Raw genomic sequence first — 17,363 nt, 5'->3', positions numbered from 1 at the left:
CAGTCGTTTACTTGAGCGCAAGAGGAGAGGAACATGACCGAGTCGCAGACCCCGGCGCGTTCGCCGGTCTATGAGTTCGACTATATCGCCGATCCCGGTTTGCTGGCCGACGTCCATGATCGCTATTGGGAACTGAAGGAGACCGCGCCGCCGGTGTTCTGGACCAATGCGCATGGCGGGCACTGGATGTGCAACACCGCATCATCGGTGTCTCAGGTAATCCGGCATCCGGAGATTTATTCGAGTCGCTATCTGTCGATCCCGCCCAATCCGAACCAGCCGGCGATGATCCCCGAGATGCTCGACCCGCCCGAGCATCGCCCTTACCGGCAAATGCTGCGCCCCTTTTTTGAATCGAAGGCCATCGCCCCGCTCGAGGCGCGGGTGGTCGAATGGACCGACCAGCTGCTCGGCAAGATCGTCGAGGCGGGCGAATGCGAGTTCGTATCGAGCATCGCGTCGCGCTTGCCGGTCGCGGTGTTTATGGAATTGTTCGGCTTTCCGATGGAGAAGTTCGACGAATTCCGTCATCTCGTCGTCGGCTTTTTCAACGCCCGCGCGACCCCCGATGAGCGCAACGCGCTGGCACAGACGATCCTCGGCCATCTCGCCGAGCTGATCCAGCAGCGCATGGCCGAACCGCGCGACGACATGATCTCGAAGATCATCGTCAGCGAGGTGGAGGGGCGCCGACTGACGTTCGAGGAGCTGATGTCGATCGGCTTCCTGATGTTTCTCGCGGGGCTCGACACCGTGACCAATGCGATGAGTTTCGGGATGCGCCACCTCGCGCATGACGAGACGCTGCGCCAGCGCGCGATCGACGATCCCGATGTGATCCCCGATCTCGTCGAGGAATTGCTGCGCCGATACGCCTTCGTCGCAACGCCGCGCTACATCGTCGCGGATACCGAGCTGGAGGGCGTAAAGCTCTTCGCCGGCGACTGCATCCTCGCCCCGTTGCCACTCGTCGGTTGGGATGAAGGGCTCAATCCCGATCCAAAAACCGTATCGGTCGAGCGGCAATTCTATCGCCATGCCGCGTTCGGATCGGGCATCCACACCTGCCTTGGCCTCCACCTCGCGCGGATGGAGCTGATCGTCTTCTATCGCGCCTGGTTTACCCGCATCGGCCATTTCCGGCGAATCGAAAAGGGCGACGAGACGTGCCGCGGCGGCAGCGTGATGGCGCTCGAACATCTGCATCTAGCGTGGAGTTAAAGAGATGGATCAAGCCTTGCATATGCTGATGGTGCCCGCGGGCGACATCGCGGCGCTACGCAAATTCTACGTCGACAATCTCGGCTGGCAGACGTGGGGACCCGACATGCCGGGGTCTTTGATGCTGCGCGCCGGGACCGCGGTGATCGTCTTCGTCCCGCGCGATTATCTGGCCGCCGAAAGCGGCATCGACCTGTCGGCGACGCCGCGGGCGGTCAATGCGATCTTTGTCGAGACGAAGGCCGACGTCGATGCGCAGTTTGCCGGGGCTATCGCCGCCGGCGCTAAAATCACCAGCCCGATCCGTGATCGCGATGGCGGGCTGTACTCGGGCTATTTCGCCGACCCCGAGGGCAATGGCTGGGAGATCGTCTGGAGCCCGGCGATGCGACCGGGCGCCGACGGCGGCCTGACGCTCGCCCTGCCCCAAACCGACTGACAGAAACGAGAAGAGGATCCATTATGGCAAGCGCAGCACCCGCAGTTCACCTGCATCTGGGACATGAGCAACGCAGCAGCGGCAGCGGCGGGACACATCCGCATCTCCACCCCGTCACCCAGTCGGTGCAGGCGGACATCCCGCTTGCCGGGACGAAAGAGGTCGAGGAAGCGGTCGCCAAGGCGGAAGCGGTGCGCGAGCAATGGCGCCGAACGCCGCCCGAGACGCGCCGCAATATCCTCAACCGCCTCGCCGACCTGCTCGAGGAAAACAAGGCGGACCTTGCGCGCGCGGCGGCACTCGACGGCGGCACGACCTTGATGGTCGGCGAACGCGGGGTCGAGACCGCGGTGGGCTGGACGCGCTACTATGCCGGCTGGTGCGACAAATTGTCGGGCGACCTGCTGAGCACCTTCGATACGCGCGGCGAGCTGTCCTACACGGTGCCCGAGCCGATCGGCATCGTCGGGATCATCATCACCTGGAACGGTCCGCTGATCTCGCTGGGCATGAAGGTGTGCGCGGCGCTCGCCGCGGGCAATTGCGTCATCTGCAAGCCAGCCGAAATCACCCCCTTCGCGCCCGAGCTGTTCGCGCAATTGTGCACAAGGGCGGGGGTACCCGATGGCGTGCTGTCGATCCTGCCCGGCACCGCCGAAGCGGGCGATGCGATCGTGCGGCACAAGAAGATCCGCAAGATCAGCTTCACCGGCGGGCCGATCACCGCGCGCAAGATCCTTGCCGCGTGCGCCGAGGAGATCAAGCCGTCGGTGATGGAACTGGGCGGCAAATCGGCGAGCCTCGTCTTCCCCGACTGCGATATTCAGGCGGCCGCCGAACGCGCGGTGTTCTGGACCGTTGGGTGTCTGTCGGGTCAGGGCTGCGCCCTCCCCACCCGCCAGCTTGTCCACGCCGACATCTACGACGATTTCGTCGCGCGACTGAAGGCGATCATTGGCCAGTTCAAGGTCGGCGACCCGATGGATCCGACCGTCGCGGTCGGGCCCGTGATCAACAAGGCCGCGGTCGACCGCATCACCGGCATGTTCGACCGGGCCAAGGCCGACAATGCCGCGACCTTCCTGCTCGGCGGCGGACGGTGCGGCGGCGATCTGGCGAGCGGCAATTTCATCGAGCCGACGCTGATCGTCGATGCCGATCCCGACCATGAAATCAGCCAGGTCGAAATCTTCGGGCCCGCCGTCGTCGTGATCAAGTTCCACGACGAGGACGAGGCGGTCGCGATCGCCAACAACAGCGAATATGGGCTGGCGGCCTATATCCAGTCGAACGACCTGCAGCGCGTCCACCGCCTGTCTGAGCGGCTGAACGCGGGTGGCGTCTATAGTAATGGCGGGTTCCAGATCAATCCGCACACCCCCTTCGGCGGCGTCGGCATTTCGGGGTTCGGAAAGGAAGGCGGTAAGGCGGGGATCGACGAGTTCCTGCACTACAAGACCGTCACCATCGGCGTCGGCGCGCCGATCTTCCCGAAGCAGGAGGCATGAGCGTGGCCGATTTCACCAACGACCAGTTCCGCCTCGACGGCAAGGTTGCGATCGTCACGGGCGCGGGCGGGCGCGGCAACAGCATCGGGCGGGCCTATGCGGTCGGCTTGGCCAATGCGGGCGCCAGCGTCGTCGTCGCCGACCTCAACAAGGAAGGCGCCGAGCGCGTTGCCGCCGAGATCAACGATGCGGGCGGCAAGGCGATCGCCGTGCAGGCCGACATCGCCGACGAAACATCGGTCGCGGCGATGATGGAAGCGACGCAGGCGGCGTTCGGCGGGCTCGATATTCTCGTCAACAATGCCGCTCTGATGGTCGAGGCGGTCGGGACCCCTGCTATCCAGACGAGCATCGCCGATTTCGAAAAGCTGATGCGCGTCAACCTGACTGGCGCGCTGATCTGTTCAAAGGCCGCGGTACCGCTGTTCCAGGCGCGCGGAGGCGGCAAAATCGTCAATCAGCTGTCGGCGGGAGGATTCCCCGCCCAGACCACTTACGGGATCAGCAAGGTCGCGCTGCTCGGGCTGACGACGACGCTCGCGACCGAGCTTGGCCGGATGAACGTCAACGTCAATGCGATCGCGCCGGGGATGACGATGTCCGACGCGGGCAAGGCGCTGACGCCGGAAGAGAGCCCATTCGTGCAAGCGGCGATGGCGCGCGTGGTCAAGCAGCCGCGCGGCGAGCCGCAGGATCTGGTCGGGGCGTTGTTGTTGCTTTGCTCTCCGGCGGGCGACTGGATTACGGGTCAGGCGCTGAACGTCGACGGCGGGTTTATCATGCGCAACTAAGCGCTTCGCCGGAGTTCGTGCTTCAGCACCTTGCCCGATGCATTTCGCGGAAGCGCAGGCAGGATGGTGAGGCGCTCGGGGGTCTTCTGCCGGGCAATCCCCGCGCCAGCAAAGTGGCTGCGCACGTCGTCCAGGGTCAACCCCGCGCCCTCGGCGAGTACGACGCATGCGCGCACGACTTCGCCCATCCGGTCATCGGGCGCCGCGACTGCCGCAGCGTCGACAATCGCCGGGTGCGACAGAAGCACGGACTCGACCTCCTTCGACGAGATATTCTCGCCCCCACGGATAATGATATCCTTCTTGCGGTCGGTGATCAGCAGATAGCCGCTCTCGTCGAGGCGACCGATGTCGCCCGTGCGGTACCAGCCGCCCGGAAGGAACGCGGTGTCGTTCAGCGCGGGGTCGAGATATCCCATGAACAATTCGGGTCCGCGCGTGCAGATTTCGCCATCCTGACCCGCCGGGACGTCGGTGCCATCGTCATCGACGAAGCGCATCTCCGACCCTGCGATCGCGCGGCCTTCGGTGTGGAGCTGCTTGTCGAGGGGGTCGTCGACGACGCCCGAGGTCACCGTCGGATGCTCGCTCGACCCATAACAATGATAGACCGCAAGGCCCTGCGCCTGACAGCGTTCGATCAGCGACGGCGGCACGGGCGCGGCGCCGACGAGATATTGGCGCAGCGACGTCAGGTCGTTGCCATTGGCATCAGCCGCCGCGATCATGCCCGACAGGTGAAACGGCGTGCCCGACGATGTGGTCACGCGATGCCGATCGACCAGCTCCGCCGCCAGCGCGGGGTCCCACTGATCCATCAGCACCAGCGGCGCTCCCTGGCAGAGATAGCGATACATCGACAGCGCGCCCGCGACATGGCCCGGCGGCCAGGGCGAGATCACGGCGTCATCTCCATCGCCGCCGCGTATCGCCTGCATCGTCGCCAGTTCGGCGAGCAGGCCGCGCGCCGAATGCATCACACCCTTCGGATCGGCAGTCGTACCCGACGTGTAAACGAGCAGCGCCAGCGCATCGGGGTCGACCGGTACCGGGTCGCCGATGGGGCCGTCGGCCTCGAGCGCGTCAAAATCGGGGCCCGTTGCGACATGGCGTTCGAGCGCAGGGAGGTCGCCGCAATCCGCCACCAATCGGTCATATTCGACATTGCGGAAACGGTCGGGCGTAAATAGCCATCTGGCGCCCGACTGGCGCAGGATGAAGCCAAGCTCTTTGGCGCCATAGATGGTGACGATCGGCAGCATCACGGCTCCCGACTGCGCCGCCGCCACTGCCACCACGAGCCACTCGCGCCAGTTGGGAATCATGCACCCGACGATATCGCCGGGGCCGACGCCCGCCGCCGTCAATCGCGTGCCCATACGTCGGCCCGCCGCGACCACCTCGCCCAATGTCGTGGTGCAGGGTCGCATGTCGGAGGCGACGGTGAGCGGCGCATCGGGCGCCCGCGCCGCCGCAGCGGTCATCGCCTCGATAAAGCTCATCCGTGGAGCGAGTCGACGATCCGCTCGCCCTCGCCGCGCACGGCCCAGGTTTCGTTGGCGTTGCGCAGGTGAAGACGCCAATGCGCGACGGCTTCCTCGACCTCGCCCTTTTCGATCAGGCCGATCAGCTTGTCGTATGATTTGAAACCGGCGCGGATGCTCTTCATGCGTTCCTCGGTCGAACGCGGGTGGCGGCGCTGATAGTCGTTCTGGTGGGTGCGCGCGAGATTGAGCAGCATGCGATTCATGAAGCTGAGCGTCTTGTTTCCGGTCGCCTCGACGAGCACCTGGTGGAAATAGGCGATATTGTCGATGAACTCGTCATATTGTTCGTTCGTCAGCATATCGCCCAATTCCTTGAGCACCGTCTTGAGCTTCGGCATGCCCGGCGTCTCGCCCTTTGCCGTCGCCAGCCAGCGGACGACCGTCGGCTCGATCGCAAGGCGCGCAGCGTAAAGGTCGGCAATGGTCGTACCCTGCGATTCGAGCACATAGCCGGCGTAGCGCGAGACGAGTTCGGTCGAGGGGCGATGGACGCGCGCGCCGCTGCGCGATCCGCGCACGACACTGATCAGGCTTTCGGCTTCGAGGATGCGGAAGGCTTCGCGCAGCGTCGGGCGCGACACGCCGAGCGTCGTCATCAGCACGCCTTCGGGCGGGAGCGAATCGCCTTCGGTCAGTTCACCGCGGATGATTTGCGCGCGGATCTGGTCCGCGACCAATTCCGACGTCTTGGGAACCCGAATTCGCACGTTGTCCCTATCGCTCTGCAATGCATCTGCCCCTTTGCCAAAACCCGTCAGATCGGGGTTTTTCCTTGCTGCGTCATTATGGTGCCCCGCGCAATTTCGCAATGCCGGGCGCCGATCCGTCGCTCAAGCGCCAAAAGCCAGTCCTTCGTTCAACGTCCACCGGCGGTCGCGCCCGCGCACCCAGCCCGACGACGCCCAGGTGCCGCCATCGACGGGCAGCAATATGCCGGTGACATAGGTCGACATGGCGCTCGCCAGAAAAACCGCCGCATCGCCGCATTCCGTATCGACGCCCTCGCGGCCCAACGGAATCAACCGGTTCATCGCATCGATATCGTCGTCGCTGCGCTGCTTCCACGTCGCCGGATCGACGGGCCCGGCGCGATTGCCCTGATTGCCCGGGGTGATCGTATGGTCGGGTGCGATGCAGTTGACGCGAATGCCGTGTCCCGACAATTCGACCGCCATCGACTTGGTGAAGTTGAGCATCCCGGCCTTGCACGCCGCATAGACCGCGAAATTCGGCGCCGCGCGGCTCGCCTCGATACTCGCGACATTGACGATCGCGCCGCCGCGCCCGCCGTCGACCATGTGCTTCGCGGCGGCTTGTGTCGCGATCAACATCGACATCAGGTTGATGTCGATATGTTTGCGCATGCTGCGCTCGCTCTGCTCGAGGAACGGCCGCGCCGAAACGCCGCCGGCATTGTTGACCAGAATATCGAGCCGCCCGAACTCCGCAGCGGCGGCATCGACCGCGGCGCGCAACGCGTCGCTGTCCATGACGTCGCCGGCAATCGGCAGCGCCTGCCGGCCCTGTTCGCGCACTCGTTCGGCGGCTTCCTCGGCGCGCTCTGGAAAAATGTCGAAAATCGCCACGTCCGCGCCCGCCTCGGCAAGCCGCAGCGCGATGGCGCGCCCGATGCCCCCGCCGCCGCCGGTGACGAACGCGGCCTGCCCGTCGAGGCGCGCGCGATCAGTCATCGAGGTCGATCCCCATGACCGCGCCAGTGACATAAGCGGCATAATCGCTGACCAGATAAGCCGCGAGATTGCCGAGCGTGGCGCCCGCGTCGCGGGTCAGGACGCTGTTCACGCGAATGCCGTCGCGCGCCCATTCGACCCCGAGCGTCTTGGTGAGGTTCGCGAGCGCGCCCGCGGCCGCCGCCTGATCGGCGCCGAGCGCCTGTTCGGGGGCACCGACGAAGAGTATCGCGCCGCCCGTGCCGCGCGCCCGGCATTGCCCGGCAAAATCCTTCGCACCGAGGAAGCGGCGGTCGAGCCCGGCGTCGAGACTCGCGCGCCATTCGGCATGCGTCAGTTCGTGCGCAAGCTTGATCGGAGGCGGCGGTGCAATATGGACCCAAATGTCGCAGTCACCCGCATCGACGAGCGAAGCGCCTTGCGCAGCCAATGCCGACGCGACAGCCGGACTCTCGCCCTCGATGCGCGCGCGCTTACCGTTCAGCCAGCCGCTCATTGCCACCCCCAAGGCCCGTCGGCGCGTTCGCGCGGCGGGACGAAATCGGGCATCATCAGCGAGCGGCGCAGGCTTTCACCGCCATCCTGCACGATCACCTGCCCGGTCATGTCGCCGAACAGCGGGGTGCAGGTCATCGCCGACAGCCACCCGAATTCCCAGATATTGCCGGTGCGACCGGCGGGGATCATGTTCTGGAGTGGCGCGATGCCTCCCTCGCGGCGCCCTGCGGTCGACGTGTCGTGGGGGAAAAAACCCGCGGCGATCGCGTTGACACGGATGCCATGGGGCGCCCAGTCGGCGGCGAGTTTCTTCGTCATCGTCGCCTGCGCGGTCTTCGCTGCCGCGCTGTGCGCGTCGCCGGGAAAACCGGTCCAGATATATTGCGCGCTGTTGTTGACGATCGCCCCGCCCTCGCCGCGAGCGATCCGGCGCCGCGCGAATTCGGCCGAGCAGAGGAAGGTGCCGTCGATCGCGATCCGCGTGACCGCATTCCAAGCGTTCGGCGAAATATCCTCGGCAAGGATCGGGAAATTGGCGCCGGCATTATTGGCAAGCAGCCCGATCGGACCCAATTCGCGCTCGGCCTCGTCAAAAGCGGCAGCGATCGCCTCGGGCTGACGAACATCGCAGCTCATCGCATGGGCCCGAACGCCCAGCGCCGCGATCTGCGCCACGCCTTCTTCGGCACGTTCCATGCTGCGCCCCATGACAGCGACCTGCGCGCCGCCCTGTGCAAAGGCCATCGCCATCGCGAGCCCCATCCCCGATCCGCCACCGGTGACGAGCAGGGTCTGCCCGGCAAATATGTCGGCTGGATAGGGCGGCTGGTCGAAGGGTGGCGGTGTCGCCACGATATGATGCTGCGGTACCGGCAATGTCTCTCTCCCGGCGCCGAGGGTTGCGCGCTCCCCCGCCACGTGTCAAGACATACATAACTAGGTTATACAGGAGAGGGTCGGATGGAGATCGTCGCGGAAGGCCTTGCCTTTCCCGAGGGCCCGGTCGTCATGGCCGACGGGTCGGTGATCGTCGTCGAACTCGCAGGCGGACGCATAACCCGCTGCTGGAACGGCCGGACCGAAGCCGTCTGCGAGATCGGCGGCGGACCGAACGGCACAGCGATTGGACCCGACGGTGCGCTCTATGTCTGCAACAATGGCGGGCTCGACCCGGTCAAATTCCAGAATGCGCGCGGCCCCGGGCGCGAAGGGCGGGTGGAGCGCGTCGATTTGTCGACCGGCAAGTTCGAACGCCTCTACGACAGCTGCGCCGGCGTCGCGCTGGAGGCGCCGAACGACATCGTCTTCGACGCCGACGGGCGGATATGGTTCACCGACCTCGGCAAGACTCACGACGGGATCCGCACTGCGAGCGGGTTGTTCAGCGCGTTGCCCGACGGATCGTCGATCGCCGCGATCAACCGGCACGCGGTGTCGTACAACGGCATCGGCCTCTCGCCCGACGGCATGCACGTCTATGTCGCCGACACGCATCAGGCACGGCTATGGCGTTATGATCGCAAGGTCGAGGCGCAGCGCCCGACGTGGATTGCAACCGCGCCGGGGCCGGTCGGGTTCGACAGCCTGGCAGTGACCGCGGCGGGCAATGTCAGCGTGGCGACGCTGTATGAGGGCGGGATTTCGACGATCACGCCCGACGGCGACGTGTCGAAACTCGCCATCAAGGGCGAACCCTATGTCACCAATATCGCCTTTGGCGGCGAGGATATGCGCGATGCCTATATCACCCTGTCGAAAACGGGACGACTGGCGAAGATGCGTTGGGGCGAGCCCGGGTTGAAGTTGAACTACAATGGATGATCTTGCCGCCGACCGCGACGCGATCCGCGACCTTCTCGCACGCTATACCTATAACGGCGACCGGGGGCGCGTGGCCGAACTGGCGGCGTGCTTCGCCGACGACGGCGTGCTGGACTATCCGGGTGCGAGCCCGACGGGCCCCGAAGCGATCGCTGCCTCGCTCGGGTCCGGAACGCGCGATCCGCGGCTGACGTTCGTTCGCCACCATATCACCAATCCGCTGATCGCGATCGACGGCGATCAAGCAACGGCGCGCAGCTATTTCGCGGTGCACAGCAATTTCGGGCCCGACCACAGCGGCACCTATGACGACCGGCTGGTTCGCACCGAGGGCGGCTGGCGCTTCGCTTACAGGAGGGTCCGGGTCGACTGGCAGGCCGAGACTTCGCTGTTCCGGCGGATGACGACGCGCTGAATTACTATTGACACTATGGTGTCATTTTGACATCCGAGTGTCATGATCGCACAGCGCTTCACCGATTTCGAACGATTCGCCGACGAGGTCGCGCTATTGCGCGGCCGGATGCGCGCGCTTTACGCGGATACCCGCGCCGAAAGCGGGCTTGCCGAAATGGAGCTCACCGTGCTCACCGCCGTGGTCAACGCCGCCGACGCGCCGACGGTGGCGCAGATCGGTCGCAGCCTCGGCCATCCGCGGCAGGTCGTGCAGCGCGCCGCCAACCGGCTCGCCGAACTGGGCCTCGTCGCTTTCGCCGAAAACCCCGATCACAAGCGCGCCTCGCTGATCGTCGCGACCGACGGCGGCCGCACGCTCAAGGCGGTCGACCATCAGCGTGCTCAGGCCGTCACCAACGCATTGCTGGCGCGGATCGACAGCGCGGCCTTCGCGGCGGCGGCGAGCCAGCTGCACGCGATCCGCGCCGGTATCGAGGCCTATTTGCGGGAGCGCGACGAATGAAGGACGATGTCGCGGCGCTCGCCGATCCCGAACGGCTGACGCCGTGGCTCGACGCGCATATTCCGTCGCTCGGCGCTGGTCCGTTGACGGCAAAGAAAATCCACGGCGGCACGTCGAACGTCATCCTGTCACTGAACCGCGGCTGCGATACGCTGATCCTCCGCCGCCCGCCCGCGGTGCCGCCGCCGGGCAGCGAGAAGAGCGTGATGCGCGAGGCGCGAGTACTCACCGCGCTCCGCGGAACCGATGTCCCGCACCCCTATTGCCACGGGAGCTGCGCCGATGCCGGCGTGATCGGCGCGCCCTTCTATGTCATGGATCTCGTCGAGGGCTGGCCGGCTGACCTTAGCGGCGGGAAAATCCACGACCGCCCGCCCTTCGACAAACCGCCGCATGCGCGCGAGGTGCCCTACGCGATGGTCGACGGGCTGATCGCGCTCGCCAATGTCGACTACAAGGCGGTGGGCCTCGAGGACTTCGGGCGCCCCGACAATTTTCTCGAGCGGCAGGTCGATCGCTGGGACGGACAGATCAGGAGCTACAAGCAGCTCTATGACCATGAATGGCGCGAGCTGCCGGGCTATGCGCTCGCGCGCGACTGGCTGCGCGCCAATATCCCGGACGACTTCCGGCCGGGAATCATTCACGGCGACGTCGGCACGCCCAACGCCCTGTTCGCCTTCGATCCACCCTGCCGCCTGACCGCGTTGATCGACTGGGAGCTGTCGACGATCGCCGACCCGCTGCTCGACCTTGCCTGGTTCTGCAACGGGATCCGCGACGATCGTTTCCCCGGCCATGTGCCCGAAAAGGCGCTCTACAATGTCGGCGACTGGCCGACGCGGCAGGAATTGATGGCGCATTATGCCGCGGGCACCGGGCGCAGCATGGCGAGCTTCGATTATTATCTCGTGCTCGCGATGTTCAAGGGCGGCTGCATCCTCGAATATAAGGTCGCACAGGCGGCCAAGGGCATTTTGAGCGTCGAAACCGGCCGCTTCTTCGACCGGCTGGTGCGCGGCAATTTCGCCGAAGCCGAAAAACTCATCCGCCTGATCGGCTAACCGAGGACAGTCCATGATCGATTTCCGCATCGAACCCGAATTGCAGGCGAAGCTCGACTGGATGGCACGCTTTGTCCGCGAAGAATGCGAGCCGATGGATATCCTCTTTCCCGGCCACGGGGCGCCCTATGACGTCGCGAACAAGGAATCGCGCGCCTATATGGCGCCGCTGCAGGAGCAGGTGAAAGCGCAGGGGTTGTGGGCTTGCCATCTTGGCGCCGACTTGGGGGGGCCGGGCCATGGCCAGCTGACGCTCGCGTTGATGAACGAAATCCTCGGGCGCAGCTATTGGGCGCCGACGATATTCGGCACCGCCGCGCCCGACACCGGAAACAGCGAAATCCTCGCGATGTTCGGCACCGGCGAGCAGAAGGCCCGCTTCCTGGAGCCGTTGATGGCGGGCACGATCGTCTCGACCTTTTCGATGACCGAGCCGCAAGCCGGCGCCGATCCCAAGGAGTTCACCTGTCGTGCGTATCAGGACGGCGACGAATGGGTGATCGAGGGCGAGAAATGGTTCTCCTCAAACGCGCGCTACGCCGCCTTCCTGATCGTCATGGTGGTGACCAATCCCGAAAACCCGCCGCATAGCCGGATGTCGATGCTGATCGTGCCGACCGACACGCCGGGAATCGAATTCGTTCGCCATTCGCAAACGATGGGCGACAGCAAGGGCGCGGACGACGGAACCCACGCCTATATCCGCTATAACAAAGTTCGCGTTCCGCTCGACGCGATGCTCGGCGGGCCCGGCGAAGGGTTCAAGGTCGCGCAGGCGCGGCTCGGCGGCGGGCGCGTCCACCATGCGATGCGCACCGTTGGCAAATGCCAGCGCGCGATCGACATGATGCTCGAACGCGCAGTGTCGCGGCGGACGCAGGGCAAGCAATTGAGCGAACACCAGTTCGTCCAGGGGGCGATCGCCGATTCGATCATCGAGCTCGAACAGTTCCGCCTGCTCGTGCTCAAGACCGCATGGATCATCGACAATGAGCCGCATGGCGCGGCGCGCACCCATATCGCGATGTGCAAGGTGCAGATGGCGAAGGTCTATCACGACATCGTCCAGCGCGCGATCCAGCTGCACGGCAGCCTGGGGGTGACGCTCGAAACGCCGCTTGCCGACATGTGGATGGGGCTGCCCAGCCTCGCGCTCGCCGACGGTCCGACCGAAGTGCACAAGGCGCAGGTTGCGAAGGCGCATCTGAAGAACGCCAAGCCCGCGGCGGGGTTGTTCCCGACCGAGCATATCCCGACGCGGCTCGCCGCGCTGAAGCAAAGGAGCGCGGCATGATCCCCGACCCGCTGTTCGATTTCACCGGGAAAATCATCCTCGTCACCGGCGGTTCGCGCGGGCTCGGCTATCAGATGGTCAAGGCCTTTGCGGAGCGCGGCGCCGATATCATCGTCGCGAGCCGCAAGCTCGACAATTGCGAGGCGGTCGCCGCCGAATGCCGCGCGCTCGGGCGCCGCGCGCTGCCCTTTGCCGCGCACGTCGGCAAATGGGCCGAGTGCGACGCCCTGATCGACGCCGCCTACACCGAGTTCGGCCGCGTCGATGTGCTGGTGAACAACGCCGGCATGTCGCCGCCGATGCCGAGCCACGACATGCCCGAAAGCCTGTTCGACAGCGTGATGAACCTGAATTTCAAGGGCCCCTTCCGCCTCGCCAGCCAGATCGGCAAGCGCATGGCCGACGGCGATGGCGGGGCGATCATCAACATCAGCTCGACGGGCGCGCTGATGGCGTTGCCCGGCGTAGTCCCTTATGGCGCGGCGAAGGCGGCGCTTAACGCGATGACTGTATCGCTCAGCCGCGAATATGGCCCGAAAGTACGCGTGAACACCATTTCGGCAGGGCCGTTCCTGACCGATATCGCCGACGCCTGGGACGCGAAGAAGCGCGAGAAGCAACCTGTCGCGCTGGGCCGTCCGGGCAATCCGCCCGAGATCGTCACTGCCGCGCTGATGCTCGCGAGTCCGGCTTCATCCTATACCACCGGCGCGCTGCTGCGCGTCGACGGTGGGCAGCGTTAGGGCTGCGCGCGGTCGCGCCAGCTATGCTGCGGGCGATAGCCGATCAGTTCGGCGGCGCGCGCCGACGACTGGAGCGATTGGAAACCCTCGATCGTGCTGAGCGGCACATTGGGGAAATATTCGCCCATCAGCCCCGCGCTCGGCCGATCGATCAGCGTGTCCGCTGCGGCGATAAGTAGGCGCTGGTGGCCGGTGACCGGTGCCTCGACCGCGCGAACGCACGCCGCTGCGGCATCCTCGGCATCGACATAGGACCAGAGATTCCATTTCCGCCGCGCCGGGTCGGCCTGCATCTTTTCCAGCCCGGCATAGTCATCGGCTGTGAATACGTTGGAGAAACGCAGTGACACGATCGCCATGTCGTCATGCCAGCGAACGAATGTATCGGCCATCGTTTCGCCGAGCTGTTTCGCGAGGGCATAGGACCAGTTGGGCCGATCGGGATGCGTTTCGTCGAGCGGCGCGAAGGCTGGCGGCTCGTCGAATGGCAGGCCGAGGATCGTCTCGCTCGATGCCCATACGATCTTGCGGATGCCCAGCCGCGCGCAGGCCGAGAAGATATTGTAGGTCGAGCGTGTGTTGACCGCGAACGTCGCCTCGTCGGTTGCCAGTCCCGGCGCGGGGATGCCGGCAAGGTGGACGACAGCGTCGGGCAAGCCGCCCGCGGGATCGATCCCCGACAGCGCGCCCATCACCGCACCGAAATCGGTGCAATCGCAGCGCAGCTGGCGCCCGGGCTCGATCGGGCCCGCGATATCGAGTCCGGTGGCGCGATGCCCGGCCGTGCGCAATGCGGCGAGCGCGGGTCGCCCGATCTTGCCGGCGCTGCCGGTGACGACGACCTTCACGGCGTCAGCGCCGGAAGCCCGCGAGCCGCTGATCGAGGATCGCTTCGGCTTCGCCGATTATGCGGTCGATCAGTTCCTGACAGGTCGGGATATCATGGATCAGTCCCTGGACCATGCCCGCCCAGAAGACGCCCTTGCTGAGATCGCCGGTCCGCAGCAACTCGCGTCCCGCCGTGCCGGCGACCAGTTCCTGGACATCGCCGAATTTCGCATCGGGCTGCGACAGGCGGCGAACGACCTCTTCGCTGACTTCGCTTTTGCCGACGCGCGCGGTGTTCTTGAAATTGCGGAAGATCAGGAAGCTGCCGCGCTCGTCGTTGTCGACATAGGCCTGCTTCACATTGTCATGCACGGGCGCTTCTTTGGTCGCACAGAAACGCGTGCCCATGTTGATGCCCTCGGCGCCGAGACTGAGCGCGGCGATCAAACCGCGGCCGTCGCCGAAACCGCCCGATGCAAGCATCGGGATCTTCACCTTGTCGGCCGCCGCCGGAATCAGGATCAGGCCGGGGATATCGTCTTCCCCCGGATGCCCTGCGCATTCAAAGCCGTCGATCGAGATGATGTCGCAGCCAGCTTTCTCGGCCGACAGTGCGTGGCGCACCGCGGTGCATTTGTGGAGGATGGTGACACCGTGCGGCTTTACTCGTGCCCAGATCTCGCGGACCGCCGGGGTGCCGGCGGTCTCCATGATCTTGACGCCGCTCTCGACCACCGCATCGGCGTAAGCGTTGTAATCGGGCGAGTTAATCGTTGGAAAGACCGTCAGGTTGACGCCGAACGGCTTGTCGGTAAGCGATCGGCAACGCTCGATCTCGTCACGCAGCGCTTGGGGACTCGGTTGGGTCAGCGCGGTAATGATGCCGAGCCCGCCGGCGTTCGATACCGCGCTCGCCATGTCGGCGGTGCCGACCGCCTGCATCCCGCCCTGAACGATCGGATGTTCGATCCCCAGCATTTCGGTGATCCGCGTCTTGAAACCCATCAGCCTACCCCTTCCTATACTTATCTAACCTAGTTATACTTCTTATATTCGCGTGACAAGAGGTGTCCTATGACGATCCTGCCAAAAGCCATTCGCCGCGCCGTCATGGCGGACGAACTGGGACCGCCCGACGCCTATCGGCTTGTCGATCATGACCCGGGGCCGCCTTCGCCGACGCAAGTCCGCATTTCCGTCCGAGCGGCGGGGATCAGCTTCGTCGATGTGCTGACCGCCGCCGGTGGCTATCAGGTGAAGCCGCCGGTCCCTTATATCCCCGGCAGCGAATGCGCGGGGGTTGTCGACGCGACCGGCGACAAGGTGCGCGATTTCGCGGTGGGCGACAGGGTTGTCGGGAGCGGCTGGGGCGGCATGTTCGCCAACGCTGTAAACCTGCCCGCTCGCACGATACGCCCGATGCCACAGGCACTGTCGTTCGAGGAAGCTGCCGTGTTCCCGGTGAGCTACGCGACGGCCTGGCACGCGCTCGTCGACCGCGGGCGGCTCCAGGCGGGCGAGACGCTCCTCGTCCTCGGCGCGGGAGGCGCTACCGGCTATGCGGCGGTGCAGATCGGCAAATATCTAGGCGCGCGCGTGATCGGATCGGCGTCGAGCGAAGGAAAGCGCGCACTCGCGGCCGCGGGCGGCGCCGATGCGGTCGTCGATGCGCGTGGCGACGACTGGCGCGATCAGGTCAAGGCGGCGAACGGCGGCCAGGGCGTCGATGTCGTCTTCGATCCGGTCGGCGGCGAGGCGACCGAGCCAGCGTTCCGGTCGCTGGCGTGGAACGGGCGGCATCTGGTCGTCGGCTTTCCTGGAGGGATCGCCGCGCTGCGCACCAACCTGCCATTGCTCAAAGGCGCGAGCCTGATCGGAGTCGACATTCGCCAGTTCGGAATCTTCGAGCCCGAAAAAAGCGCCGCCAATCGCGATGCGGTGTTCGGGCTGGCAGCGGAAGGCATACTGAGACCTGCGATTGCGCGAAGCTATGCGCTCGCGGACTTTCAGGCGGCGATGGAGGATGCGGCGGCGGGAAAAAGTGCGGGACGGATCGTGCTGACGATGGATTAGCCCCAGCCGCGTGTCAGGTCGGAAAGACGCCCGCGCCAGTCGGGCACCGCGGGCAGCGCGTCGAAATCCCTCGTCAAGCGCGCGACCAGACCGGCGACCGGCTCGACTGCGTCGATCAGCCCCGCGCTTTGCCCCGCACTCCAGATGTCGCGCCACGGCATGACGCCCTCGGGCATCGGCGAACGCACGGCGGGCAGCGCCTTGGCGTCGAGACCGACCGCTTCGATCGACTGGCGCATCCAGTGCGCCGGGACGCCGTTCATCGCTGCCGATGCGACGATATCGTCGGCGCCCACCGTGGGGATCATCGCGCGATGCCCCTCGACGACGCCGCTTTCGGGCGTCGCGATGAAGCGGGTACCCATGCAGGCAATGTCGCCGCCGAGCGCGAGCGACGCAGCAATACCATGCGCGTCGGCGATGCCGCCCGCGACGATCAGCAGCCCGTCGAAGATCCGTCGCACCGCGGGGACGAACGCCATCGGCGTCAGAAAGCCGGTATGCCCGCCTGCCCCGGCGCACGTCAGCATCAGCCCATCGGCCCCCGCGGCGATCGCCTTTTCGGCATGCTTCATCGTCGTCACGTCATGGACGACACGCCCGCCCCAACCGTGCACGCGCGCGACGAGCGCCGAGGGATCGCCGAGGCTCGAGAGCACAAGGGGCACGCGGTAGCGTTCGAGCAGATCGAGCCGGTCCGCGGCCTTCGGATCGGTTCCCCAGCGGGCGGGCATATTGACGATCGGCGGCGCACCGCCCACGGCGGCCAGCGCCTTCAGATAGGCCTCGAACTCGGCAAAGGACGTGACGGTACCGCCCTGCCAACCCCCGATCACCCCGGCACGGCAACAGGCCACCGCGAGCGGCACCGACGAGGCGAAGCTCATCGGGGCGCACATAAGCGGCAGCACAAGATTCGACAGCAT

At 65.6% G+C, this 17,363-nt stretch carries 19 protein-coding genes; 11 read left to right on the top strand and 8 right to left on the bottom strand.

Features of this window, described 5'->3' with window-relative positions; all coding sequences use genetic code 11:
- Nucleotides 1–33 precede the first annotated feature (33 nt).
- Genes QOL68_RS04425 through QOL68_RS04410 form a run of 4 tightly spaced genes read left to right on the top strand, consistent with a single transcriptional unit; the run spans nucleotide 34 to nucleotide 3,959 of the window.
- Nucleotides 34–1,221, top strand: coding sequence for a cytochrome P450 (locus tag QOL68_RS04425; RefSeq protein WP_282947297.1), 1,188 nt, complete (start codon nucleotides 34–36; stop codon nucleotides 1,219–1,221).
- Between the two features lie 4 nt (nucleotides 1,222–1,225).
- A complete protein-coding gene (locus tag QOL68_RS04420; protein ID WP_282947295.1) occupies nucleotides 1,226–1,660 on the top strand; it encodes a VOC family protein in 435 nt (144 codons plus the stop codon).
- 23 nt (nucleotides 1,661–1,683) lie between these two features.
- A complete protein-coding gene (locus tag QOL68_RS04415) occupies nucleotides 1,684–3,168 on the top strand; it encodes an aldehyde dehydrogenase family protein (RefSeq protein ID WP_282947293.1) in 1,485 nt (494 codons plus the stop codon).
- Nucleotides 3,169–3,170: 2 nt separating this feature from the next.
- Nucleotides 3,171–3,959: an SDR family oxidoreductase gene (locus tag QOL68_RS04410; protein WP_283404276.1), complete on the top strand. Its 789-nt coding sequence runs from the start codon at nucleotides 3,171–3,173 to the stop codon at nucleotides 3,957–3,959.
- On the opposite strand, the gene QOL68_RS04405 is transcribed toward QOL68_RS04410, so the two are convergent.
- From QOL68_RS04405 to QOL68_RS04385, 5 genes are all read right to left on the bottom strand, one after another.
- Entirely contained in the window at nucleotides 3,956–5,461 is a 1,506-nt protein-coding gene (locus QOL68_RS04405) for an AMP-binding protein (RefSeq protein ID WP_282947291.1), read from the bottom strand. The two genes, QOL68_RS04410 and QOL68_RS04405, sit on opposite strands and share 4 nt — an antisense overlap.
- Entirely contained in the window at nucleotides 5,458–6,213 is a 756-nt protein-coding gene (locus tag QOL68_RS04400) for a FadR/GntR family transcriptional regulator (protein ID WP_167541751.1), read from the bottom strand. The genes QOL68_RS04405 and QOL68_RS04400 overlap by 4 nt, the downstream gene beginning before the upstream one ends.
- A gap of 123 nt (nucleotides 6,214–6,336) precedes the next feature.
- Nucleotides 6,337–7,197, bottom strand: a complete 861-nt coding sequence (locus QOL68_RS04395) for an SDR family NAD(P)-dependent oxidoreductase (RefSeq protein ID WP_282947289.1) — start codon at nucleotides 7,195–7,197, stop codon at nucleotides 6,337–6,339.
- Nucleotides 7,190–7,693: a Rossmann-fold NAD(P)-binding domain-containing protein gene (locus QOL68_RS04390; protein WP_282947287.1), complete on the bottom strand. Its 504-nt coding sequence runs from the start codon at nucleotides 7,691–7,693 to the stop codon at nucleotides 7,190–7,192. Before QOL68_RS04390 ends, QOL68_RS04395 begins: the two co-directional genes overlap by 8 nt.
- Nucleotides 7,690–8,571 (bottom strand): SDR family oxidoreductase, encoded by an 882-nt coding sequence (locus QOL68_RS04385; RefSeq protein ID WP_282947285.1) that lies wholly within the window; start codon nucleotides 8,569–8,571, stop codon nucleotides 7,690–7,692. Before QOL68_RS04385 ends, QOL68_RS04390 begins: the two co-directional genes overlap by 4 nt.
- A gap of 84 nt (nucleotides 8,572–8,655) precedes the next feature.
- Between QOL68_RS04385 and QOL68_RS04380 the strand changes: the two genes are divergently transcribed.
- From QOL68_RS04380 to QOL68_RS04355, 6 genes are read left to right on the top strand one after another with little or no spacing between them, the layout of a single operon-like run.
- The gene (locus tag QOL68_RS04380; protein ID WP_282947283.1) at nucleotides 8,656–9,516 is read left to right on the top strand and encodes an SMP-30/gluconolactonase/LRE family protein; all 861 of its coding nucleotides are present in this window, start codon (nucleotides 8,656–8,658) and stop codon (nucleotides 9,514–9,516) included.
- The gene (locus QOL68_RS04375) at nucleotides 9,509–9,931 is read left to right on the top strand and encodes a nuclear transport factor 2 family protein (RefSeq protein WP_282947281.1); all 423 of its coding nucleotides are present in this window, start codon (nucleotides 9,509–9,511) and stop codon (nucleotides 9,929–9,931) included. The genes QOL68_RS04380 and QOL68_RS04375 overlap by 8 nt, the downstream gene beginning before the upstream one ends.
- Nucleotides 9,932–9,973: 42 nt before the next feature.
- Nucleotides 9,974–10,435, top strand: a complete 462-nt coding sequence (locus QOL68_RS04370; RefSeq protein ID WP_282947279.1) for a MarR family winged helix-turn-helix transcriptional regulator — start codon at nucleotides 9,974–9,976, stop codon at nucleotides 10,433–10,435.
- Nucleotides 10,432–11,499 (top strand): phosphotransferase family protein, encoded by a 1,068-nt coding sequence (locus QOL68_RS04365; RefSeq protein WP_282947277.1) that lies wholly within the window; start codon nucleotides 10,432–10,434, stop codon nucleotides 11,497–11,499. Before QOL68_RS04370 ends, QOL68_RS04365 begins: the two co-directional genes overlap by 4 nt.
- Nucleotides 11,500–11,512: 13 nt before the next feature.
- Nucleotides 11,513–12,793 (top strand): acyl-CoA dehydrogenase family protein, encoded by a 1,281-nt coding sequence (locus QOL68_RS04360; protein WP_282947275.1) that lies wholly within the window; start codon nucleotides 11,513–11,515, stop codon nucleotides 12,791–12,793.
- Nucleotides 12,790–13,536 carry an SDR family NAD(P)-dependent oxidoreductase gene (locus QOL68_RS04355; protein ID WP_204993897.1) on the top strand — a complete coding sequence of 249 codons (747 nt, stop codon included), beginning with the start codon at nucleotides 12,790–12,792 and terminating at the stop codon, nucleotides 13,534–13,536. Before QOL68_RS04360 ends, QOL68_RS04355 begins: the two co-directional genes overlap by 4 nt.
- On the opposite strand, the gene QOL68_RS04350 is transcribed toward QOL68_RS04355, so the two are convergent.
- Together QOL68_RS04350 and QOL68_RS04345 are read right to left on the bottom strand one after the other, a co-directional pair.
- Nucleotides 13,533–14,384, bottom strand: a complete 852-nt coding sequence (locus tag QOL68_RS04350; RefSeq protein WP_204993898.1) for an NAD-dependent epimerase/dehydratase family protein — start codon at nucleotides 14,382–14,384, stop codon at nucleotides 13,533–13,535. The genes QOL68_RS04355 and QOL68_RS04350 overlap by 4 nt on opposite strands.
- A 4-nt stretch (nucleotides 14,385–14,388) precedes the next feature.
- Nucleotides 14,389–15,369, bottom strand: a complete 981-nt coding sequence (locus QOL68_RS04345; RefSeq protein WP_204993899.1) for an NAD(P)H-dependent flavin oxidoreductase — start codon at nucleotides 15,367–15,369, stop codon at nucleotides 14,389–14,391.
- 69 nt (nucleotides 15,370–15,438) lie between these two features.
- On the opposite strand from QOL68_RS04345, the gene QOL68_RS04340 reads away from it, so the two are divergent.
- Nucleotides 15,439–16,437 carry an NADPH:quinone oxidoreductase family protein gene (locus QOL68_RS04340; RefSeq protein WP_282947269.1) on the top strand — a complete coding sequence of 333 codons (999 nt, stop codon included), beginning with the start codon at nucleotides 15,439–15,441 and terminating at the stop codon, nucleotides 16,435–16,437.
- Here the strand turns inward: QOL68_RS04340 and QOL68_RS04335 are convergent.
- Nucleotides 16,434–17,363 (bottom strand): NAD(P)H-dependent flavin oxidoreductase, encoded by a 930-nt coding sequence (locus QOL68_RS04335; protein ID WP_204993900.1) that lies wholly within the window; start codon nucleotides 17,361–17,363, stop codon nucleotides 16,434–16,436. The two genes, QOL68_RS04340 and QOL68_RS04335, sit on opposite strands and share 4 nt — an antisense overlap.

It is taken from the genome of Sphingopyxis sp. Geo25 (assembly GCF_949769135.1).
Classification (GTDB): Bacteria; Pseudomonadota; Alphaproteobacteria; order Sphingomonadales; family Sphingomonadaceae; genus Sphingopyxis.
The sequence above is the reverse complement of the archived record's forward strand: the minus strand, read 5'-3'. Positions and strand labels throughout refer to the sequence as shown.

Excerpts from the sequence above, each read along its gene's own strand:
- QOL68_RS04425 (WP_282947297.1), top strand. The coding sequence starts at position 34 with ATGACCGAGTCGCAGACCCCGGCGCGTTCGCCGGTCTATGAGTTCGAC.
- QOL68_RS04420 (WP_282947295.1), top strand. The coding sequence starts at position 1,226 with ATGGATCAAGCCTTGCATATGCTGATGGTGCCCGCGGGCGACATCGCG.
- QOL68_RS04415 (WP_282947293.1), top strand. The coding sequence starts at position 1,684 with ATGGCAAGCGCAGCACCCGCAGTTCACCTGCATCTGGGACATGAGCAA.
- QOL68_RS04405 (WP_282947291.1), bottom strand. The coding sequence starts at position 5,461 with ATGAGCTTTATCGAGGCGATGACCGCTGCGGCGGCGCGGGCGCCCGAT.
- QOL68_RS04395 (WP_282947289.1), bottom strand. The coding sequence starts at position 7,197 with ATGACTGATCGCGCGCGCCTCGACGGGCAGGCCGCGTTCGTCACCGGC.
- QOL68_RS04390 (WP_282947287.1), bottom strand. The coding sequence starts at position 7,693 with ATGAGCGGCTGGCTGAACGGTAAGCGCGCGCGCATCGAGGGCGAGAGT.
- QOL68_RS04380 (WP_282947283.1), top strand. The coding sequence starts at position 8,656 with ATGGAGATCGTCGCGGAAGGCCTTGCCTTTCCCGAGGGCCCGGTCGTC.
- QOL68_RS04375 (WP_282947281.1), top strand. The coding sequence starts at position 9,509 with ATGGATGATCTTGCCGCCGACCGCGACGCGATCCGCGACCTTCTCGCA.
- QOL68_RS04370 (WP_282947279.1), top strand. The coding sequence starts at position 9,974 with ATGATCGCACAGCGCTTCACCGATTTCGAACGATTCGCCGACGAGGTC.
- QOL68_RS04365 (WP_282947277.1), top strand. The coding sequence starts at position 10,432 with ATGAAGGACGATGTCGCGGCGCTCGCCGATCCCGAACGGCTGACGCCG.
- QOL68_RS04360 (WP_282947275.1), top strand. The coding sequence starts at position 11,513 with ATGATCGATTTCCGCATCGAACCCGAATTGCAGGCGAAGCTCGACTGG.
- QOL68_RS04355 (WP_204993897.1), top strand. The coding sequence starts at position 12,790 with ATGATCCCCGACCCGCTGTTCGATTTCACCGGGAAAATCATCCTCGTC.
- QOL68_RS04345 (WP_204993899.1), bottom strand. The coding sequence starts at position 15,369 with ATGGGTTTCAAGACGCGGATCACCGAAATGCTGGGGATCGAACATCCG.
- QOL68_RS04340 (WP_282947269.1), top strand. The coding sequence starts at position 15,439 with ATGACGATCCTGCCAAAAGCCATTCGCCGCGCCGTCATGGCGGACGAA.
- QOL68_RS04335 (WP_204993900.1), bottom strand. The coding sequence starts at position 17,363 with ATGCTGTCGAATCTTGTGCTGCCGCTTATGTGCGCCCCGATGAGCTTC.